16 protein-coding genes are annotated in these 14,765 nt (G+C 69.6%); 6 read left to right on the top strand and 10 right to left on the bottom strand.

Annotation, left to right across the window (positions count from 1 at the left end; all coding sequences use genetic code 11):
• Nucleotides 1-13: 13 nt before the first annotated feature.
• Both KYX17_RS21440 and KYX17_RS21445 read left to right on the top strand, forming a co-directional pair.
• Entirely contained in the window at nt 14-775 is a 762-nt protein-coding gene (locus KYX17_RS21440) for an SDR family NAD(P)-dependent oxidoreductase (RefSeq protein WP_243229427.1), read from the top strand.
• A 14-nt stretch (nt 776-789) separates the two neighbouring features.
• Nucleotides 790-1,620: an NAD(P)-dependent oxidoreductase gene (locus KYX17_RS21445; RefSeq protein ID WP_243229428.1), complete on the top strand. Its 831-nt coding sequence runs from the start codon at nt 790-792 to the stop codon at nt 1,618-1,620.
• A gap of 130 nt (nt 1,621-1,750) precedes the next feature.
• On the opposite strand, the gene KYX17_RS21450 is transcribed toward KYX17_RS21445, so the two are convergent.
• The 4 genes from KYX17_RS21450 to KYX17_RS21465 all read right to left on the bottom strand — a co-directional run bounded on the left by KYX17_RS21450 (nt 1,751) and on the right by KYX17_RS21465 (nt 4,246).
• Nucleotides 1,751-2,482 (bottom strand): sulfite exporter TauE/SafE family protein, encoded by a 732-nt coding sequence (locus tag KYX17_RS21450; RefSeq protein WP_243229430.1) that lies wholly within the window; start codon nt 2,480-2,482, stop codon nt 1,751-1,753.
• Nucleotides 2,479-3,075 (bottom strand): ankyrin repeat domain-containing protein, encoded by a 597-nt coding sequence (locus KYX17_RS21455; protein ID WP_243229432.1) that lies wholly within the window; start codon nt 3,073-3,075, stop codon nt 2,479-2,481. The genes KYX17_RS21450 and KYX17_RS21455 overlap by 4 nt, the downstream gene beginning before the upstream one ends.
• Before the next feature lie 9 nt (nt 3,076-3,084).
• Nucleotides 3,085-3,723 carry a bifunctional 4-hydroxy-2-oxoglutarate aldolase/2-dehydro-3-deoxy-phosphogluconate aldolase gene (locus KYX17_RS21460; RefSeq protein ID WP_243229433.1) on the bottom strand — a complete coding sequence of 213 codons (639 nt, stop codon included), beginning with the start codon at nt 3,721-3,723 and terminating at the stop codon, nt 3,085-3,087.
• 61 nt (nt 3,724-3,784) lie between these two features.
• Nucleotides 3,785-4,246 carry a hypothetical protein gene (locus KYX17_RS21465; RefSeq protein ID WP_243229435.1) on the bottom strand — a complete coding sequence of 154 codons (462 nt, stop codon included), beginning with the start codon at nt 4,244-4,246 and terminating at the stop codon, nt 3,785-3,787.
• A 62-nt stretch (nt 4,247-4,308) separates the two neighbouring features.
• Here KYX17_RS21465 and rlmN point away from each other — a divergent pair, with 62 nt between their 5' ends.
• Nucleotides 4,309-5,592 (top strand): 23S rRNA (adenine(2503)-C(2))-methyltransferase RlmN, encoded by a 1,284-nt coding sequence (rlmN, locus tag KYX17_RS21470; RefSeq protein ID WP_243229437.1) that lies wholly within the window; start codon nt 4,309-4,311, stop codon nt 5,590-5,592.
• Nucleotides 5,593-5,805: 213 nt separating this feature from the next.
• Here the strand turns inward: rlmN and KYX17_RS21475 are convergent, their stop codons facing one another.
• Nucleotides 5,806-6,225, bottom strand: coding sequence for a hypothetical protein (locus KYX17_RS21475; protein WP_243229438.1), 420 nt, complete (start codon nt 6,223-6,225; stop codon nt 5,806-5,808).
• 19 nt (nt 6,226-6,244) lie between these two features.
• On the opposite strand from KYX17_RS21475, the gene KYX17_RS21480 reads away from it, so the two are divergent.
• A complete protein-coding gene (locus KYX17_RS21480) occupies nt 6,245-7,693 on the top strand; it encodes a PLP-dependent aminotransferase family protein (RefSeq protein ID WP_243229440.1) in 1,449 nt (482 codons plus the stop codon).
• Between the two features lie 48 nt (nt 7,694-7,741).
• Here KYX17_RS21480 and KYX17_RS21485 read toward each other — a convergent pair whose 3' ends face one another.
• The 4 genes from KYX17_RS21485 to KYX17_RS21500 are packed head-to-tail and all read right to left on the bottom strand — an operon-like array spanning nt 7,742 to nt 12,158.
• The gene (locus tag KYX17_RS21485; protein ID WP_243229442.1) at nt 7,742-8,641 is read right to left on the bottom strand and encodes a carbohydrate ABC transporter permease; all 900 of its coding nucleotides are present in this window, start codon (nt 8,639-8,641) and stop codon (nt 7,742-7,744) included.
• Nucleotides 8,638-9,588, bottom strand: a complete 951-nt coding sequence (locus tag KYX17_RS21490) for a carbohydrate ABC transporter permease (protein WP_243229443.1) — start codon at nt 9,586-9,588, stop codon at nt 8,638-8,640. The genes KYX17_RS21485 and KYX17_RS21490 overlap by 4 nt, the downstream gene beginning before the upstream one ends.
• Before the next feature lie 4 nt (nt 9,589-9,592).
• A complete protein-coding gene (locus KYX17_RS21495) occupies nt 9,593-10,900 on the bottom strand; it encodes a sugar ABC transporter substrate-binding protein (protein ID WP_243229444.1) in 1,308 nt (435 codons plus the stop codon).
• 31 nt (nt 10,901-10,931) lie between these two features.
• Nucleotides 10,932-12,158, bottom strand: coding sequence for an aminotransferase class V-fold PLP-dependent enzyme (locus tag KYX17_RS21500; protein ID WP_243229447.1), 1,227 nt, complete (start codon nt 12,156-12,158; stop codon nt 10,932-10,934).
• 163 nt (nt 12,159-12,321) lie between these two features.
• On the opposite strand from KYX17_RS21500, the gene KYX17_RS21505 reads away from it, so the two are divergent.
• Nucleotides 12,322-13,014 (top strand): FadR/GntR family transcriptional regulator, encoded by a 693-nt coding sequence (locus KYX17_RS21505; RefSeq protein WP_243229449.1) that lies wholly within the window; start codon nt 12,322-12,324, stop codon nt 13,012-13,014.
• 54 nt (nt 13,015-13,068) lie between these two features.
• Entirely contained in the window at nt 13,069-14,082 is a 1,014-nt protein-coding gene (locus KYX17_RS21510; RefSeq protein ID WP_243229451.1) for an aldo/keto reductase family protein, read from the top strand.
• Nucleotides 14,083-14,242: 160 nt separating this feature from the next.
• Here KYX17_RS21510 and KYX17_RS21515 read toward each other — a convergent pair whose 3' ends face one another.
• A complete protein-coding gene (locus KYX17_RS21515) occupies nt 14,243-14,752 on the bottom strand; it encodes a glycine cleavage system protein R (RefSeq protein WP_243229453.1) in 510 nt (169 codons plus the stop codon).
• Between the last annotated feature and the right edge of the window lie 13 nt (nt 14,753-14,765).

A 14,765-nucleotide genomic window follows, 5' to 3' on the forward strand; every position in this document is an offset into this window, starting at 1 on the left:
GAAGGAGAACAGCATGCAGATCCAGGGATCGGGTGCCCTCGTCACCGGAGGCGCCTCCGGTCTGGGCCTGGCCGCCGCCCGCGCTCTCGCGGCATCGGGGGCGCACGTCACCCTGCTGGACCTCCCCGGCTCGGCCGGTGCGGCCCTGGCTGCCGAACTGGGCGGCGCCTTCGCGCCGGGGGACGTCACCAGCCCCGAGGATGCGGCGGCCGCCGTCGCGCTGGCGGACACCGAGGCCCCGCTGCGCATCCTCGTCAACTGCGCCGGCATCGCTCCGCCGGCCAAGGTGCTGGATCGCGACGGCGAACCGAACGCGCTGGCGGACTTCGAGCGGATCATCCGCATCAACCTCGTCGGCACGTACAACGTGCTCTCGCAGGCGTCGGCGGTGATCGCGAGGCAGGAGCGGACGGCGTCCGGCGACCGCGGCGTCATCGTGAACACGGCGAGCGTGGCGGCCTTCGACGGCCAGATCGGCCAGCCCGCCTACGCCGCCTCCAAGGGCGGTGTGCACGCCATGACGCTGCCGGTCGCCCGCGAGCTCGCCCGTCACGGCATCCGGGTGTGCACGATCGCCCCCGGGATCATGGAGACGCCGATGCTGGCGGGGCTGCCCGAAGCGGCCCAGGCGTCGCTCGGCGAGCAGGTGCCCTACCCCGCTCGCCTGGGCCGGCCGGACGAGTACGCCGGCCTCGTGACGCACATCGTCGAGAACGGGTACCTGAACGGCGAGACCATCCGCCTGGACGGCGCCATCCGCATGGCCCCGAAGTGAACGCGAGGAGAGACATGACTCTGGCAGGAAAGACCATCCTGATGTCGGGCGGCAGCCGCGGCATCGGCCTCGCGATCGCGCTGCGCGCTGCGGCGGACGGGGCGAACATCGCGATGCTCGCGAAGACCGACACCCCGCATCCGAAGCTCGAGGGCACGATCCACACCGCCGCCGAGCAGATCCGCGCGGCGGGAGGTCAGGCCCTGCCGATCGTCGGCGACGTGCGGGAGGACGACGACATCACCGAGGCCGTGCTCAAGACGGTCGGAGAGTTCGGCGGCGTCGACATCGTCATCAACAACGCCAGCGTGATCGACCTGTCCCGTTCGCTCGATCTCTCCGCGAAGAAGTACGACCTCATGCAGGACGTCAACGTCCGCGGCACGTTCATGCTGTCGCGCGCCGCGATCCCGCAGCTGCGGGAGGCCGAGAACCCCCACATCCTGTCGCTGTCGCCGCCCCTGAACCCGACCCCGAAGTGGCTCGGCGCGCACACCGGTTACTCGCTCGCGAAGTTCGGCATGACCATGGTGACGCTCGGGCTCGCGGCGGAGTTCGCCGGGGACGGCATCGCCGCGAACACGCTCTGGCCGCGCACGACCATCGCGACCGCGGCCGTGCAGAACCTGCTGGGCGGCGACAAGGTCATGGCCGCGAGCCGTACCGCCGACATCTACGCGGATGCCGCGTACTCCGTGCTGACGACGCCCGCGCGCGAGCGCACCGGTCAGAGCCTCATCGTCGAGGACGTGCTGGAAGCCGACGGGGTGACGGACTTCTCCCGGTACGCGGCGGTGCCCGGCACTCCCGACAGCGCGCTCTTCCCCGACATCTTCCTCGACTGACCGGGTCCCCTTCGCCGGCATCCTCCCCTCGGGTTCTGCTACACCTTTCGACTATTGCGCCTGTTGTTTCCTGTCGCAGACGCGGAAAGGTGTAGCAGAACGGGGGGGGGCGGCGGTGGTGGTGGTCGGGTCAGAACAGCAGGTAGACGGCGCCGACGATCGTCAGGACGATCACGAGGCGATCGAACAGCTGCTGCGGCATCCGCTTGGCGAGCCGGAGGCCCACCAGCGCGCCGACGACGACCAGGGGTGCGAGCAGCAGATCCATCACGAGCACCTCGGGTGTGAAGAGTCCGATTCCGGCGAGGAACGGCACCTTCACCAGGTTCACGATCGCGAAGAACCACGCCGAGGTGCCCAGGAACACCTGCACCGTCGTGCGGGTCGCCAGGAAGTACATGGACATCACCGGTCCGCCCGCGTTCGCGACCATCGTGGTGAAGCCGGCCAGCGTCCCGTACGACGCGCCGACCAGCATCCCACCGGCGGGCCGGGAATCCCGATGGCGGCGCCAGAGCGTGACCGCGATCATGAGCAGCAGGATGATGCCGATCGCCCGTCGCACGATGGCGTCGTCCGCGTAGGCGAGGAACAGGAAACCGACCACGAGGCCGGCCACCACCGCCGGCGCGAGCCGCAGCAGGGTCGGCCAGTGCGCGTGCCTGCGGTACGCGATCAGGGCGAACACATCGCCGACGATGAACAGCAGCAGCATCGCGGCGGTCGAGGTGCGCGCCGGGAGGACGGCGGCGAACAGCACGACCGACACCGTGGCGCTGCCGGGGATCGCCGTCTTCCCCAGTCCCGCGATCAGCGCCGCGAGCGCAAGCAGAGCCCAGGCCAGCGGAGCGAGATCGATCATCGGGCGCGGTCGATCTCGGCGACGATCGCCTCGAATCCGCGCTCGGCGGCGAGGGCGCGCGGCGAGACGCCGTGCCCGTCGGGGATCGCCGTGTCCGCCCCGGCCGCGAGCAGCGTGCGGACGACCTCGACGTAGGTGGCGGACCCGTCGCCGAGGACGATCGCCTCGTGCAGGGCGGTCCAGCCCAGATCGTTGACGTGGTCCACGTCGATGCCTGCCGCCAGCAGGATGCGGATCGTCGACAGCAGGCCGCGTTCGCACGCCGGGATCAGGGCCGTGCCGCCGAAGCGGTTGGTGCTGGAGAGGTCGGCGCCGTTGGCGAGCGTCAGGGCGAGGATCTCGTCGTGGCCGCGGGCCCCGGCGTACAGATACGCGGAATCCTGGATGTCGTCCTTCGCGTTGACGTCTGCGCCGGCGTCGATGAGCGCGCGCGCCGCCTCGACATGGTTCCGCTTGGTCGCCAGCACGAGCGCCGTCATGCCGCCTTCACCGCGCGCCTCGACGGCTGCGCCGGCTTCGAGCGCGGCGCGCACGGCGGGGGCGTCGCCGCGCGCCGCAGCGACCAGCAGGGCCGTGTCCTCGGTCCGTGTCATAGCCGGCGCTCAGGCGCGGACGGCCGCGAGGGCCGCGGTGAAGCGCTCGGCGCGCTCGGTGATGTCGGCCCAGTCCGAGCTCTTGATCGACGAGGCGTTCGCCAGGTCCCCGCCAGCGCCGACCGCGACCGCTCCCGCCGCGAACCAGTCCGACAGGTTGTCCGGGTTCACGCCGCCTGTGGGCATGAGCGGGGCGTCCGGGAACGGGCCACGCAGTGCGCCGAGGTACGACGGGCCGCCGAGGGAGGCGGGGAAGACCTTCACCACGTCGACGCCCAGGGCGAGTGCACCCATGACCTCGGTGGGGGTCATGGCGCCGGTCATGACGACGCGGCCGGTGTCGAGCATGGCACGAGTGAGGTCCGGCAGGGTGCCGGGGCTCACGAGGAACTCGGCGCCCGCGTCCGCGGCCGCCGCAGCCTGATCGATCGTCGTGACCGTCCCGGCGCCGATGTACGCGGCGTCGCCGTGCCGCGTGATGAGCTCACGGATCACGGCCGGCGCGTCCGGCGTGGAGTACGTGACCTCGATCCCCGTGACGCCGCCGCGGATGATCGCCTCGGACGCCTCGAGGGCGAGCTCCGGCGAGGGGGCGCGGAGCACGGCGAGGACGCCGGTGGCGCGGGCACGGGCGAGGCGGTCGGTCATGGTTCTCCTTCATCGGGGGATGTGGATCCATTGTCTCACCCGGAAGGCCTGTCATTACAGGTCAGCCTTGGCCGGGCGTCCAGGAGTCGACGCGGTCCTTGGACTCCTTCAGCCCCCACCCCGTGCGTTCGCGCAGCAGCTTGACCGCCTCGATCGTGCGACCGGAGGCGAGGAGAGCGTCGACCTCCGAGACGACGTCCGCCGGCAGGTCGGAACCCGCGGACGTCGCGATCGGGATGGCTGTCGTGGCGGGTGCGGTCCAGCGCTCGACGCGGTCCTTGGCCTCCTGCAGGCTCATCCCCGGGGTAGCGTCGCGCAGCACCTTGATGGCGCGGATGGTCTGCCCCTCGGCGATCAGGCGATCGATCTCGGCGGTCGTCGCGGCGTCCGGACCGGTCGAAGGGCCGCTCGAAGGAGCAGCGGTCGTCGGCGGGGTCGGGACCTTCGGGCGCATCGACTTCCCGAGAACGGCGAAGAGCACGATCACGACGACGACGACGAGGAGAATCCAGATCCATTCCACGCCGTCAGTCTACGGACGCTCGACCCGCGGTCTCCCAGGCGTCACGCCGTACCCTGGATGACATGACCGACATCCCCCGTGCCCCGCGCCGCCACGGCGCCCCGCGTCCGACGGCTGCGGCATCCGGCACGCCGCAGGTGCGGCCCGCGACCGAGGGGTGGACGCAGAAGAAGGATGCCGAGGGGCGGCCGCTCCTGCAGTTCGCGAGTCCCAAGCGCGGCAAGCCTCCCGTGCACCTCGCCGACCTCACGCCGGCCGAGCGCGTCGAGAAGGTCACCGAACTCGGTCTCCCCGGCTTCCGCGCCAGGCAGCTGGCCACGCACTACTTCCGCCATTACACGTCCGATCCGGCCGAGATGACCGATCTCCCCGCCGGCATCCGCGACGAGCTCGTCGGAGGGCTCCTGCCTCCGCTCATGACCGAGGTCCGTCGTCTCGAGACCGATCGCGGGGACACCATCAAGTTCCTGTGGCGCCTGCACGACGGCGCTCTGGTCGAGTCGGTGCTCATGCGCTATCCGGGCCGGATCACGCTGTGCGTGTCGAGCCAGGCCGGATGCGGCATGAACTGCCCGTTCTGCGCGACCGGGCAGGCAGGGCTCACCCGCAACATGTCGGCGGCCGAGATCATCGAGCAGGTCGTGCGCGCGAACCGCGCCATCGCGAACGGCGAGCTGGGCGGCAAGAAGCGCGACGACCACTCCCTCGAGCGCGTGAGCAACATCGTCTTCATGGGCATGGGCGAGCCGATGGCCAACTACAACCGGGTCATGCACGCCGTGCGCACCATGGTCGCGCCGCAGCCCGAAGGACTCGGCATGAGCGCCCGCGGGATCACCGTCTCGACGGTCGGGCTCGTGCCCGCGATCCGCAAGCTCGCCGCGGAGGACATCCCGGTGACCTTCGCGCTGTCGCTGCACGCTCCGGACGACGAGCTGCGCGACGAGCTCATCCCGGTGAACTCGCGCTGGAAGGTCGACGAGGCCCTGGATGCCGCGCGCGAGTACTTCGACAAGACAGGACGCCGCGTGTCGATCGAGTACGCGCTCATCAAGGACATGAACGACCATGCGTGGCGCGCCGACCTGCTCGCGGACAAGCTCAACGCCCGCGGACGCGGGTGGGTGCACGTCAATCCCATCCCGCTGAACCCGACGCCGGGATCCATCTGGACCTCGTCCGAGCCCGACGTGCAGAACGAGTTCGTGCGCCGGCTCAACGACGCGGGCATCCCGACGACCCTCCGCGACACCCGTGGCAAGGAGATCGACGGCGCCTGCGGGCAGCTCGTCGCCACGACCGAGGATGTTGCCGCGGCCGAGGTCAATGCGGCGCAGCCGCGTTGAGGTCGGCCGGGGCAAGGTTGAGCGAGCGCAGCGAGTCGAAACCCGAAGTTCTCGAGGTCAATGCGGCGCAGCCGCGTTGAGGTCGGCCGGGGCAAGGTTGAGCGAGCGCAGCGAGTCGAAACCCCAAGTTCCCGAGGTCGATGCGGCGCCCCCGTACGTCACCCGACCCCGTGGGGGCTCAGGCCGCAGAATCCGTCGCTCCGCGGTCCTGTCTCATCGTTCAGGTCGCGGAATCTGCCGCTGAACCCGCGCTGGACCGACAGTTTTCGCGACCGGAAGGCGGGTGTCCACGACCGGAACGACGGTTTCCGCGACCGGAACGCGCCCGTCCAGGATCTCGCCGACCGTGTGCGCGCGCAGCGCGGGATGCCGCGACACCTGCACGGCGATCGACCGCACCAGGCTGACGATCGCGGGTTCGCGCGTCATCCGCGATCCCTCCAGTGTGGCGTCGAGTTCGATCGTCCAGCGACTGCCGGTGAGGGCCTCCTCGATGGCGCGCAGAGCCGGCCGCACGGTCGGGTCGCTCAGGCGGGCATCGTCGGCGCCGAACCAATCCAATAGTCCTTCGATGGTCCAATCTTGGGAAATCGGCCCAGCAATTGGCGAATTAGCGACGATCGGGAGACTCATTGGACCAGAATCCATGGATATGAGCATCGGGAACAGTGCCAATCAGCGGCTGGTGGATCATCGGACGGCCACGGTCGATTCCGCAGCGCTCGCCGCGCGCCTGGGGCGGTGGTCGCAGGGCGACGGCACGCTGTCCGCACGGCTGGCGCACGGCATCCGCGCCCTCGTCGACACCGGCGAACTGCGACCGGGGGACCGGCTGCCGGCCGAGCGCACGCTCGCTGCCGTGATCTCTGTGTCGCGCGGCACGGTCGTCGCCGCCTACGCCGAGCTCGCGGAGCGCGGCGCCGTGGAGAGGAGGCAGGGCAGCGGGACGCGCATCTCGGGGTCACCCGTCTCCCGACCGGGGCGAGCGGGGCGGGGCGAGGCGCTGTTCTCGTCGCTGCCGAATGCGATCGACCTGCTGCGCACGGTGCCGCAGATCCCCGAGACCGGAGTCGAGATCATCCGGACCCACCGGCCGCGCCTCGAGTTCGCACTGCTGCCGGAGACGGATCCGGCGGGCCTGGCGATGCTGCGCGAGCAGATCGCGGACATGTTCACCGTCGAGGGGACGCCGACCTCACCGGAGCAGATCCTCGTGACGCACGGCGCCCAGCAGGCGATCAGCCTGGTGGTCAACGCGCTCGTGGGTCCGGGTGACGTGGTCCTCGCCGAGGAGGTCACCTGGCCCGGAGTGACCGACTCGGTGGCCCTGCGCGGCGGCGTCGTGCAGGGCATCCCGATGGGCGACGACGGTCTGGACGTCGAGGCCCTCGAAGTGGCGATCGCCCGGCTGAGACCCGCTCTGGTCGCGCTGAATCCACACCACCACAACCCGACCGGAACGCGGATGCCGCCCGCCGAACGCCGGCGCGTCGCCGACCTCGCCGCCCGGTACGGCGTGCCGGTCGTCGAGGACCGGGTGGTCGCCGGCATCTCGTTCGACGGCGTCGTGCCGCCCTCGCTCGCGGCGGAACGACCGGATGCCCCGGTGATCGTCGTCGAGTCGGTGTCGAAGTGGGCATGGGCGGGGCTGCGCGTGGGATGGCTTCGTGCGGATCCGGTGCTGGTCCGCCGACTGCGCGGCGCCCGTCAGCTCGCAGACCAGTCAACGAGCGTGCCGGCGCAGCTGCTGGCCGGCGATCTCCTCGCGCACGCCTCGGACCTGAAGCGCGAGGTGTCCCGCGCGCACCAGGAGCGTCTGCGCCTACTGCTGAGACTGATGGCCGAGCATCTGCCCGAGTGGACGTTCCGGGCTCCGCGCGGCGGCCTGTCGCTGTGGGCCGCCATCCCGTCCGGATCGGCCGACGCGTTCGCCCGCGTCGCCGCCATGCACGGCGTCTCGGTCGCGGGGAGCGCCGAGTTCGCGGCGTCAACGTCTCCTGACGATCACATCCGGATCCCGTTCACCGCGCCGGACGAGGTCCTCTCCGAGGGGATCCGCCGCCTCGGAGACGCGTGGCGGGACTACCGGGAGACTCTGTGAGCGGGCACGGCCCCGGCCACGGCGCGGAGCGCCGCGACCGGGGACCCCTCACTCCTTGACCGCGCCCGCCGTGAGCCCCTGCACGATCCAGCGGCTCGCGAGGGCGAACATCACCATGGTGGGCAGGATCGTCACGACGGCGGCCGCCGACAGCGATCCCCAGTCGACATTGAACGTCGAGATGAACCCGTTGAGGGTCGCGGGGATCGTGCGGTTCTCGGTCGAGTGGATGAGCACGACCGACAGGAACAGCTCGTTCCAGCAGTTCACGAAGTTGAAGATGAACGCGGCGATGATGCCCGGTGTCAGCACCGGGACGAGCACCCGGAACAGCGCGCCGAGCCGCGAGCATCCGTCGATCATGGCCGCTTCCTCGAGCGCGACCGGGACGTTCTCGAAGAAGCCCCGGAGCATGACCGTGGAGAACGGGATGCAGATGGCGATGTACACGAGGATCAGGCCGAACCTGGTGTCCACGAGCCCGAGGTTCGACATCATCGAGTACAGCGGGCCGAGGGCGATGAACGCCGGGATCATCTGCGTCAGCAGGAACGCGACGAGCACGGCGCCCTTGCTGCGGAACTCGAACCGGGAGAGCACGAACGCGCTGAGCAGCGCGATCAGGGTCGCGACGAGACCCGCGCTGAGCGAGACGACGGCCGAGTTCATCAGGAACACGCCGAAGTCGTTGAACTCGAACAGGTTGAGGTAGTTCTGCACCGACGGGTCGCTCGGCCAGTATTCGATCGGGAACACGTTGACGGTCTGGGGCGACTTGAACGACGTCAGCGCGATCCAGTACAGCGGGAACAGCGTGATGACCAGCCAGAGTCCGAGTCCGACGAAGCGGAGCGCACCCCCGACGGTGGGGCGCCGGCGGGGCTGGCGGATCTTGGTGCGACCCGTGACGACGGCGGCCGTGGCTTCCGGAGCGACGATGGTGGTCATCTCTTCACCTTCCGCATGGCCAGGAGGTAGAACGCGCAGAAGACCAGCAGGAACGCGACCACGATCAGTCCGATCGCGCTGGCGAGCCCGTAGTTGCCCTTCTGGGTGTAGTTGATCATCCAGGTCGTGATGATGTGCGTCTGGTTCGCGGGTCCGCCCTGGGTCATCGCCCAGATGATGTCGGGGAAGTTGAAGATCCAGATGATCCGCAGCAGCACGGTCAGCAGCAGCGTCATCGAGATGTACGGGACGATGATCGAGAACAGCTGACGCAGCTTGCCGGCGCCGTCGAGGCTCGCCGCCTCCAGCATCTCGTCGGGGACCGACTGGAGCGCGGCGAGGATCATGATGGCGAAGAAGGTCACGCCGTACCAGACGTTCGCGATGATGACGGCGGTCATGGCGAGTTTCGGGTCGGCGAGCCACGGCAGCGGCGCGTCGATGAGACCGACCTTCATCAGCAGGTCGTTGATGACCCCGAACTCGGCGTTGAACATCCAGCGGAACAGCAGCCCGATGAGGAAGCCGGACACAGCCCAGGGGAAGAACACCAGCGCCTGGTACAGCCCGCGGAAGCGGAACCGCTTGCGGAGGGCGAGCGCGATGAGGAAGCCGATGACGAACTGCGGCACGAGCGAGCACACCACCCAGAGGACCGAGTTCCAGGCGATCTGAGGGAACACCGGATCGCTGAGGATCGTCACGAAGTTGTCGAACCCGACGAACGGCGTCGACGTGAGGTCCCAGAGGTTCCAGTCGTGGAACGCCATACCGGCGCCCTGAAGCATCGGGTAGTAGGTGAACCAGCAGACGAACAGGATGGCCGGGGAGAGGAATGCGAGGATCGTCCAGGCCTGACGGCGCCCGAAGGTGCGTCGGCCGGGCCGGGCCGGGGGAGCCCCGCCGGCGGAGCCGGCGGAGCGTCCCGTGCGGGTGAGCTGCGTCATGCGATCAGTCCTCGGTGGCGTACTTGTCGACCCAGTAGGCATCCCAGGACTCGAGCAGCTCCGACGTGCTCATGTTGCCGAGCAGCACGTTCTGCACATCCTGATCCGACTTCTGGATCCACTCCGTCCACCAGCTGACGCCGCGCGGCTGCTGCACGTTGATGTACGTCTCGGGATCCTCGGTCATCGTGACGTAGCTCGTCCACGGGCCGGAGGCGTAGAACTCGTCGTCGGATGCTGCGGCGATGATCGGCACCAGGCTGTTCGCCTGGGCGAACTCGGTGGCCGGCTCCGCCGACGACAGGAACTCGACGAGCTTCACCGCGGCATCCTTGTGCTCGCTCGCCTCGGCGACGCCCCATCCCGCCACCGCGAGCGGTTGGGCGGCTTTGCCGGACGGCCCGACGAGCAGCGGCGCGGTGTCCCACTGATCCTCGGTCAGATTCGACGCCTGGACCGTCGCGATGACCTCCGGGTCCTGCAGCAGGAACGCCGTCGACCCGTTCGTGAAGCCGGCGACCATCTCGGGATAGCCCCACGAGACCGCCGACGGCGGCGAGGCCTGCTCGAACAGTGCGAAGTAGTCGTCGACCGCCTCCTGCGCCTCCGGGGCGGAGAAGATCGTCGAGCCGTCCTCGAGGAGGAACGCGTTCGACGTGTCCAGGTCGTCGATGACGTAGGCCTCGATCGCGGCGACGACGTTCGTGTTGCCGTTCTGCCCGCCGCGGAACGCGTACCCGTACACGTTGTTTGCGGGGTCCTGGATGGCGGACGCCTGCTCCAGGAGGTCCTTCCAGCTGTGCGGAGGTCCGTCGAACCCGGCCTCCTCGACCAGGTCGGTGCGATAGAACAGCGACAGGCCGTAGAACCCGTACGGGATGAACAGGCTCTCGCCGTCCCCCTCGGCGACCGTCCGCGCGTTCTCGGTGAGTGCGTCCCAGCCCTCCCAGTCGGCGAGGTCGTCCGTCATGTCGTAGAGCCAGCCGTTGTTCGAGAAGGGGCCGACCGTGATGTCGCGGACCTCGAGGACGTCCACGCCCTTGCCGGACTGGAGCATCTGCTGGATCGTCTGGTCGGCCTGCTCGGTCGGAGGGGAGACGAGCTCGACGGTGATGTCCGGGTTGGCCGCCTCGAAGTCGTCGAGCAGACCGCGGATGACCTCGGTGCGGGCCGGGTTGGTCAGGCTCTCCACCATCTGGAGCGTGACGGTGCCGTCGGCGCTCTCTGAGCCGCCGCCGGCGGAGCAGGCGGTGAGCCCCAGCAGGGCGACGGTGCCCATGCCGACGGCTGTCGTCAGTCGGGTGCGCTTCATGACATACCTCTTTCTCGTGTGTTTCGGGGATTCAGGAAGCCGCGGCGGTGATGCCGGCGCGGCGCAGGATCTCAGGGACGCAGCGTTCGACGAAGGCGTCGAAATCGCTCGTCTCGGTGTAGAGGTGCACGGAGAGGCGGAAGTAGCCGCGTCCCTCGAAGCTCGTGAAGGCCGTCTCGACTCCCGCGGCATCGAACAGCGTCATGCGCAGGGCGTCCGCCTCCTCGCGGGTGCTCCCCAGCCCGTCCGGAAGCCGGATGAGCCGCATCGAGTCGACCGGCATCGGCAGGTGCACCCTGGCGTCCTCCGCGACATAGGGCTGGAGGGCCGCTGCGATCCGATCGGCGCCCTCGTCCGCCAGGGCGGACATGGTGCGCCGTGTCTGCGCCCAGCCGTGCTCGCGCTCGATGAAGTCGATGGCCGCCGAGGTGCTGAGGTACGTCGTCGCGTCGATGGTCCCCTGCGTGTCGAAGCGGTCGGGATAGGCCTCGCCCCCGCCCCACGAATCGATCAGGGGCCACAGGTCCTGCCGATCGTCGGCGCGGGTGACGAGGAGGGCGGAGCCGCGCGGTGCGCACGGCCACTTGTGCATGTTGCCGAACCACCAGTCGCCTCCGCCCGCCTTCGCGGCGTCGGCGACGAGTCCGGGCGCGTGCGCCCCGTCGACGAGCACGCGCGCTCCGCGCTCGTGCGCGAGCTCGGCGATGCGCCGGGTCGGCAGGAGCCGGGCCGTGGGCGAGGTGATCTGGTCCACCACGATCAGGCGCGTGCGGACGCCCAGGGCGGCGCGGAACAGCTCCAGGATCTCCTCCTCCTCGGCGAGGAGGGGGATGCGCACCGTGCGCACGCGGGCACCGAACCGGCGCGCGAGTCGCGCGGCGCCCATCGTGATCGCGCCGTAGCCGTGGTCGGTCACGAGGATCTCGTCGTCGGCGTCGAGGGTCAGGCTGTTGAACACCACCGTCGCCGCGGCGGAGGCGTTCGGGACGAAGACGGCGTCCTCGGCTTCGGCCCCCACGAACGGCGCGACGGCCGACCGGGCCTGGGCCACGCGTTCCGCGATGCGCGGGAACCAGCCCACCGGGCTGCGATCCGCCTGGGCGCGCAGTTCGTCCTGGTGCCGCACGACCTCGGTCGGCACGGCGCCGAAGGAGCCGTGATTGAGGTGGACGATGTCGGGGTCCAGCGGCCAGGCGTCGCGAGCGCGCGCCCCGGAGGCGAGCTGCACCGGAGCAGCGGAAGACGTCATCTCGAGCATGCGGCCTCGTTCAGATCGGGGAACTTGTTGCACAACTGTGCCAGAGATCGCAAAAATTGGCACGTCTTGGGGGTAGATTTGACAAAGTCGTAATACAACTTGGTGAGATCGTCCGCCGGGCGGCAGACTCGGCTCACCATTGCGCGACAAGGAGACCGCACCCATGGGGGCACTGGACACGGCGTTGCACGGCTTGCGTGCACTCATCGCGGACGGCGAGCTCCGGCCCGGTGATCGGCTGCCCAGCGAGGGGGAGCTCTGCGAGCATCTCGGCGTCTCCCGCGGTTCTCTCCGCGAGGCGATCCGCATGCTCGCCGCGCTGGGGGTGCTCGACACCCGGCACGGTTCGGGCAGCTACGTGAGCGATCTGCACGCCGCAGACCTCATCAAGGGACTGGGCCTCACGGTGGGGTTGCTCCCGCTCGACTCCATCATCGAGCTCTACGAGATGCGGCGGGCCCTCGAGGCGCACGCCGCCAGCCTCGCGGCCGCGCGCATCGACGATGCGACCCTCGACCGCCTCGACGCCCTGCTCGCCGACCTCGAGGGCGTGACGGACGACGAGCAACTGTCCGAGCTCGACAACCAGTTCCACTCCGCCATCACGGCCGTCGCGGGCAACGACGCGCTCGCCAGCCTCGCCGACGTCCTGCGCGCGCGATCGCGTGCGTACCGGATCTTCGAGACGGAGGACGCCGCGCAGATCAAGATCCTCTCGGATGCCGGGCACCGGGCGATCCTCAACGCTCTGGTCGCGCGCGATCCCGTCGCGGCGTCGGCGGCCGCGGCGGGGCACGTCGCGCAGACCGAGTTCTGGCTGCGCAAGCACCAGCGCCCCGCATCCGAAACAGTGTGACCTCCGCCTCGGCATCCTGACCCCGGCAGGGTCGAGAGGCCCTAGCGTGGAGTCATGGTCAACTATCGTTATCTCGGCAACAGCGGTCTCAAGGTCTCGGAGATCACCTACGGCAACTGGGTCACGCACGCCTCGCAGGTCGGTGACGACGCGGCCGTGAAGACGGTCCACGCGGCACTGGATGCCGGCATCACCACGTTCGACACGGCGGACACGTACGCCAACACCGCCGCCGAGGTCGTGCTCGGCAAGGCCCTCGCCGGTCAGCGCCGCGAGGGGCTGGAGATCTTCACGAAGGTCTACTTCCCGACCGGTCCCAAGGGCCCCAACGACACCGGGCTCAGCCGCAAGCACATCCTCGAGTCGATCAACGGCTCCCTGAAGCGCCTCGGCACCGACTACGTCGACCTCTACCAGGCGCACCGCTTCGACTACGAGACGCCGCTGGAGGAGACGTTCCAGGCGTTCGCGGACATCGTCCGTCAGGGCAAGGCGCTGTACATCGGCGTCTCGGAGTGGACGGCGGAGCAGCTGCGCGACGGGCACGCGCTCGCCAAGCAGCTGGGCATCCAGCTCATCTCGAACCAGCCGCAGTACTCCATGCTGTGGCGCGTCATCGAGGGCAAGGTCGTCCCGGCATCCGAAGAGCTGGGGATCTCGCAGATCGTCTGGTCCCCGATGGCGCAGGGCGTGCTCAGCGGCAAGTACCTTCCCGGCCAGCCCGTGCCCGAGGGGTCGCGCGCCACGGACGAGAAGAGCGGCGCCGGGTTCATCCAGCGGTTCATGAACGACGAGACCCTCACAGCTGTGCAGCGGCTCAAGCCGATCGCGGAGGAGGCGGGACTCACGATGCCGCAGCTCGCGATCGCGTGGGTGCTGCAGACCCCCAACATCGCGGCGGCTCTCGTCGGCGCATCGCGTCCGGAGCAGCTCGCGGACACCGTAAAGGCGTCGGGAGTTACGCTCGATGCCGACACGCTCGCCGCGATCGACACGGCTCTCGGAGACGCCGTCTACGCCGACCCCGAGGACACCTACGGCGTCTCGCCGAAGTCGCGCCTGGTCTGAGGCGTCCGCCCGGCTCGCCCGCCGGCAGACCTCTCCTTCCCGACGAGACCCCGCCGTGTTCACGCGAATCCGGCGGGGTCTCGTCAATGCCGAGAGGTCTCAGCCGTCGCCGCGAGGGGTCAGCCGTGGGTGCGCGGGATCAGGGCGCCGGCGCGACGGATCAGGCAAGGGTGATGTCGACCTGCAGCTCCGTCGTCAGGCGTTCGAGGTCCGCGCGAAGGGCCTCCAGATCGGCGGATGCCGGGACCTCCGCGACGACGCTCGCCTCGAACAGGCGGCCGCCGGCCATCGCGGCATCCCGCGTCTCGGTCGTCATCGTCTCGATGCTCAGCTCGTGCGCGCGCAGGACCGCGGAGACCTCCCGGACGATACCCGGCCGGTCGTTGCCGAGGATCTGCAACGCGACCGGACGAGCCGTTGCCTCGGGCTCGGCATCCGAGCCCGCGTGCACCGTGACGGTCAGCAGTCCGTCGAGCGCCTGGAGGGCCGACGTCAACTGCGCGCGACGGTCGTCCGGGACGGAGACCTGCACGACGCCCGCGAAGGCGCCGGCGAGCTCCGCCAGCTGACTGTTCTCCCAGTTGCCGCCGTGCGCATCGACGACATCGGCGACAGCGGCGACGAGTCCTGGCCGATCCGTGCCGACGACGGTGAGGATGAGCGTGGTCATGCCTGAAGCGTAG

The sequence above is a fragment of the Microbacterium sp. CIAB417 genome (genome assembly GCF_022788845.1).

Excerpts from the sequence above, each read along its gene's own strand:
- KYX17_RS21440 (WP_243229427.1), top strand. The coding sequence starts at position 14 with ATGCAGATCCAGGGATCGGGTGCCCTCGTCACCGGAGGCGCCTCCGGT.
- KYX17_RS21445 (WP_243229428.1), top strand. The coding sequence starts at position 790 with ATGACTCTGGCAGGAAAGACCATCCTGATGTCGGGCGGCAGCCGCGGC.
- KYX17_RS21450 (WP_243229430.1), bottom strand. The coding sequence starts at position 2,482 with ATGATCGATCTCGCTCCGCTGGCCTGGGCTCTGCTTGCGCTCGCGGCG.
- KYX17_RS21455 (WP_243229432.1), bottom strand. The coding sequence starts at position 3,075 with ATGACACGGACCGAGGACACGGCCCTGCTGGTCGCTGCGGCGCGCGGC.
- KYX17_RS21460 (WP_243229433.1), bottom strand. The coding sequence starts at position 3,723 with ATGACCGACCGCCTCGCCCGTGCCCGCGCCACCGGCGTCCTCGCCGTG.
- rlmN (WP_243229437.1), top strand. The coding sequence starts at position 4,309 with ATGACCGACATCCCCCGTGCCCCGCGCCGCCACGGCGCCCCGCGTCCG.
- KYX17_RS21475 (WP_243229438.1), bottom strand. The coding sequence starts at position 6,225 with ATGAGTCTCCCGATCGTCGCTAATTCGCCAATTGCTGGGCCGATTTCC.
- KYX17_RS21480 (WP_243229440.1), top strand. The coding sequence starts at position 6,245 with ATGAGCATCGGGAACAGTGCCAATCAGCGGCTGGTGGATCATCGGACG.
- KYX17_RS21485 (WP_243229442.1), bottom strand. The coding sequence starts at position 8,641 with ATGACCACCATCGTCGCTCCGGAAGCCACGGCCGCCGTCGTCACGGGT.
- KYX17_RS21490 (WP_243229443.1), bottom strand. The coding sequence starts at position 9,588 with ATGACGCAGCTCACCCGCACGGGACGCTCCGCCGGCTCCGCCGGCGGG.
- KYX17_RS21495 (WP_243229444.1), bottom strand. The coding sequence starts at position 10,900 with ATGAAGCGCACCCGACTGACGACAGCCGTCGGCATGGGCACCGTCGCC.
- KYX17_RS21500 (WP_243229447.1), bottom strand. The coding sequence starts at position 12,158 with ATGCTCGAGATGACGTCTTCCGCTGCTCCGGTGCAGCTCGCCTCCGGG.
- KYX17_RS21505 (WP_243229449.1), top strand. The coding sequence starts at position 12,322 with ATGGGGGCACTGGACACGGCGTTGCACGGCTTGCGTGCACTCATCGCG.
- KYX17_RS21510 (WP_243229451.1), top strand. The coding sequence starts at position 13,069 with ATGGTCAACTATCGTTATCTCGGCAACAGCGGTCTCAAGGTCTCGGAG.
- KYX17_RS21515 (WP_243229453.1), bottom strand. The coding sequence starts at position 14,752 with ATGACCACGCTCATCCTCACCGTCGTCGGCACGGATCGGCCAGGACTC.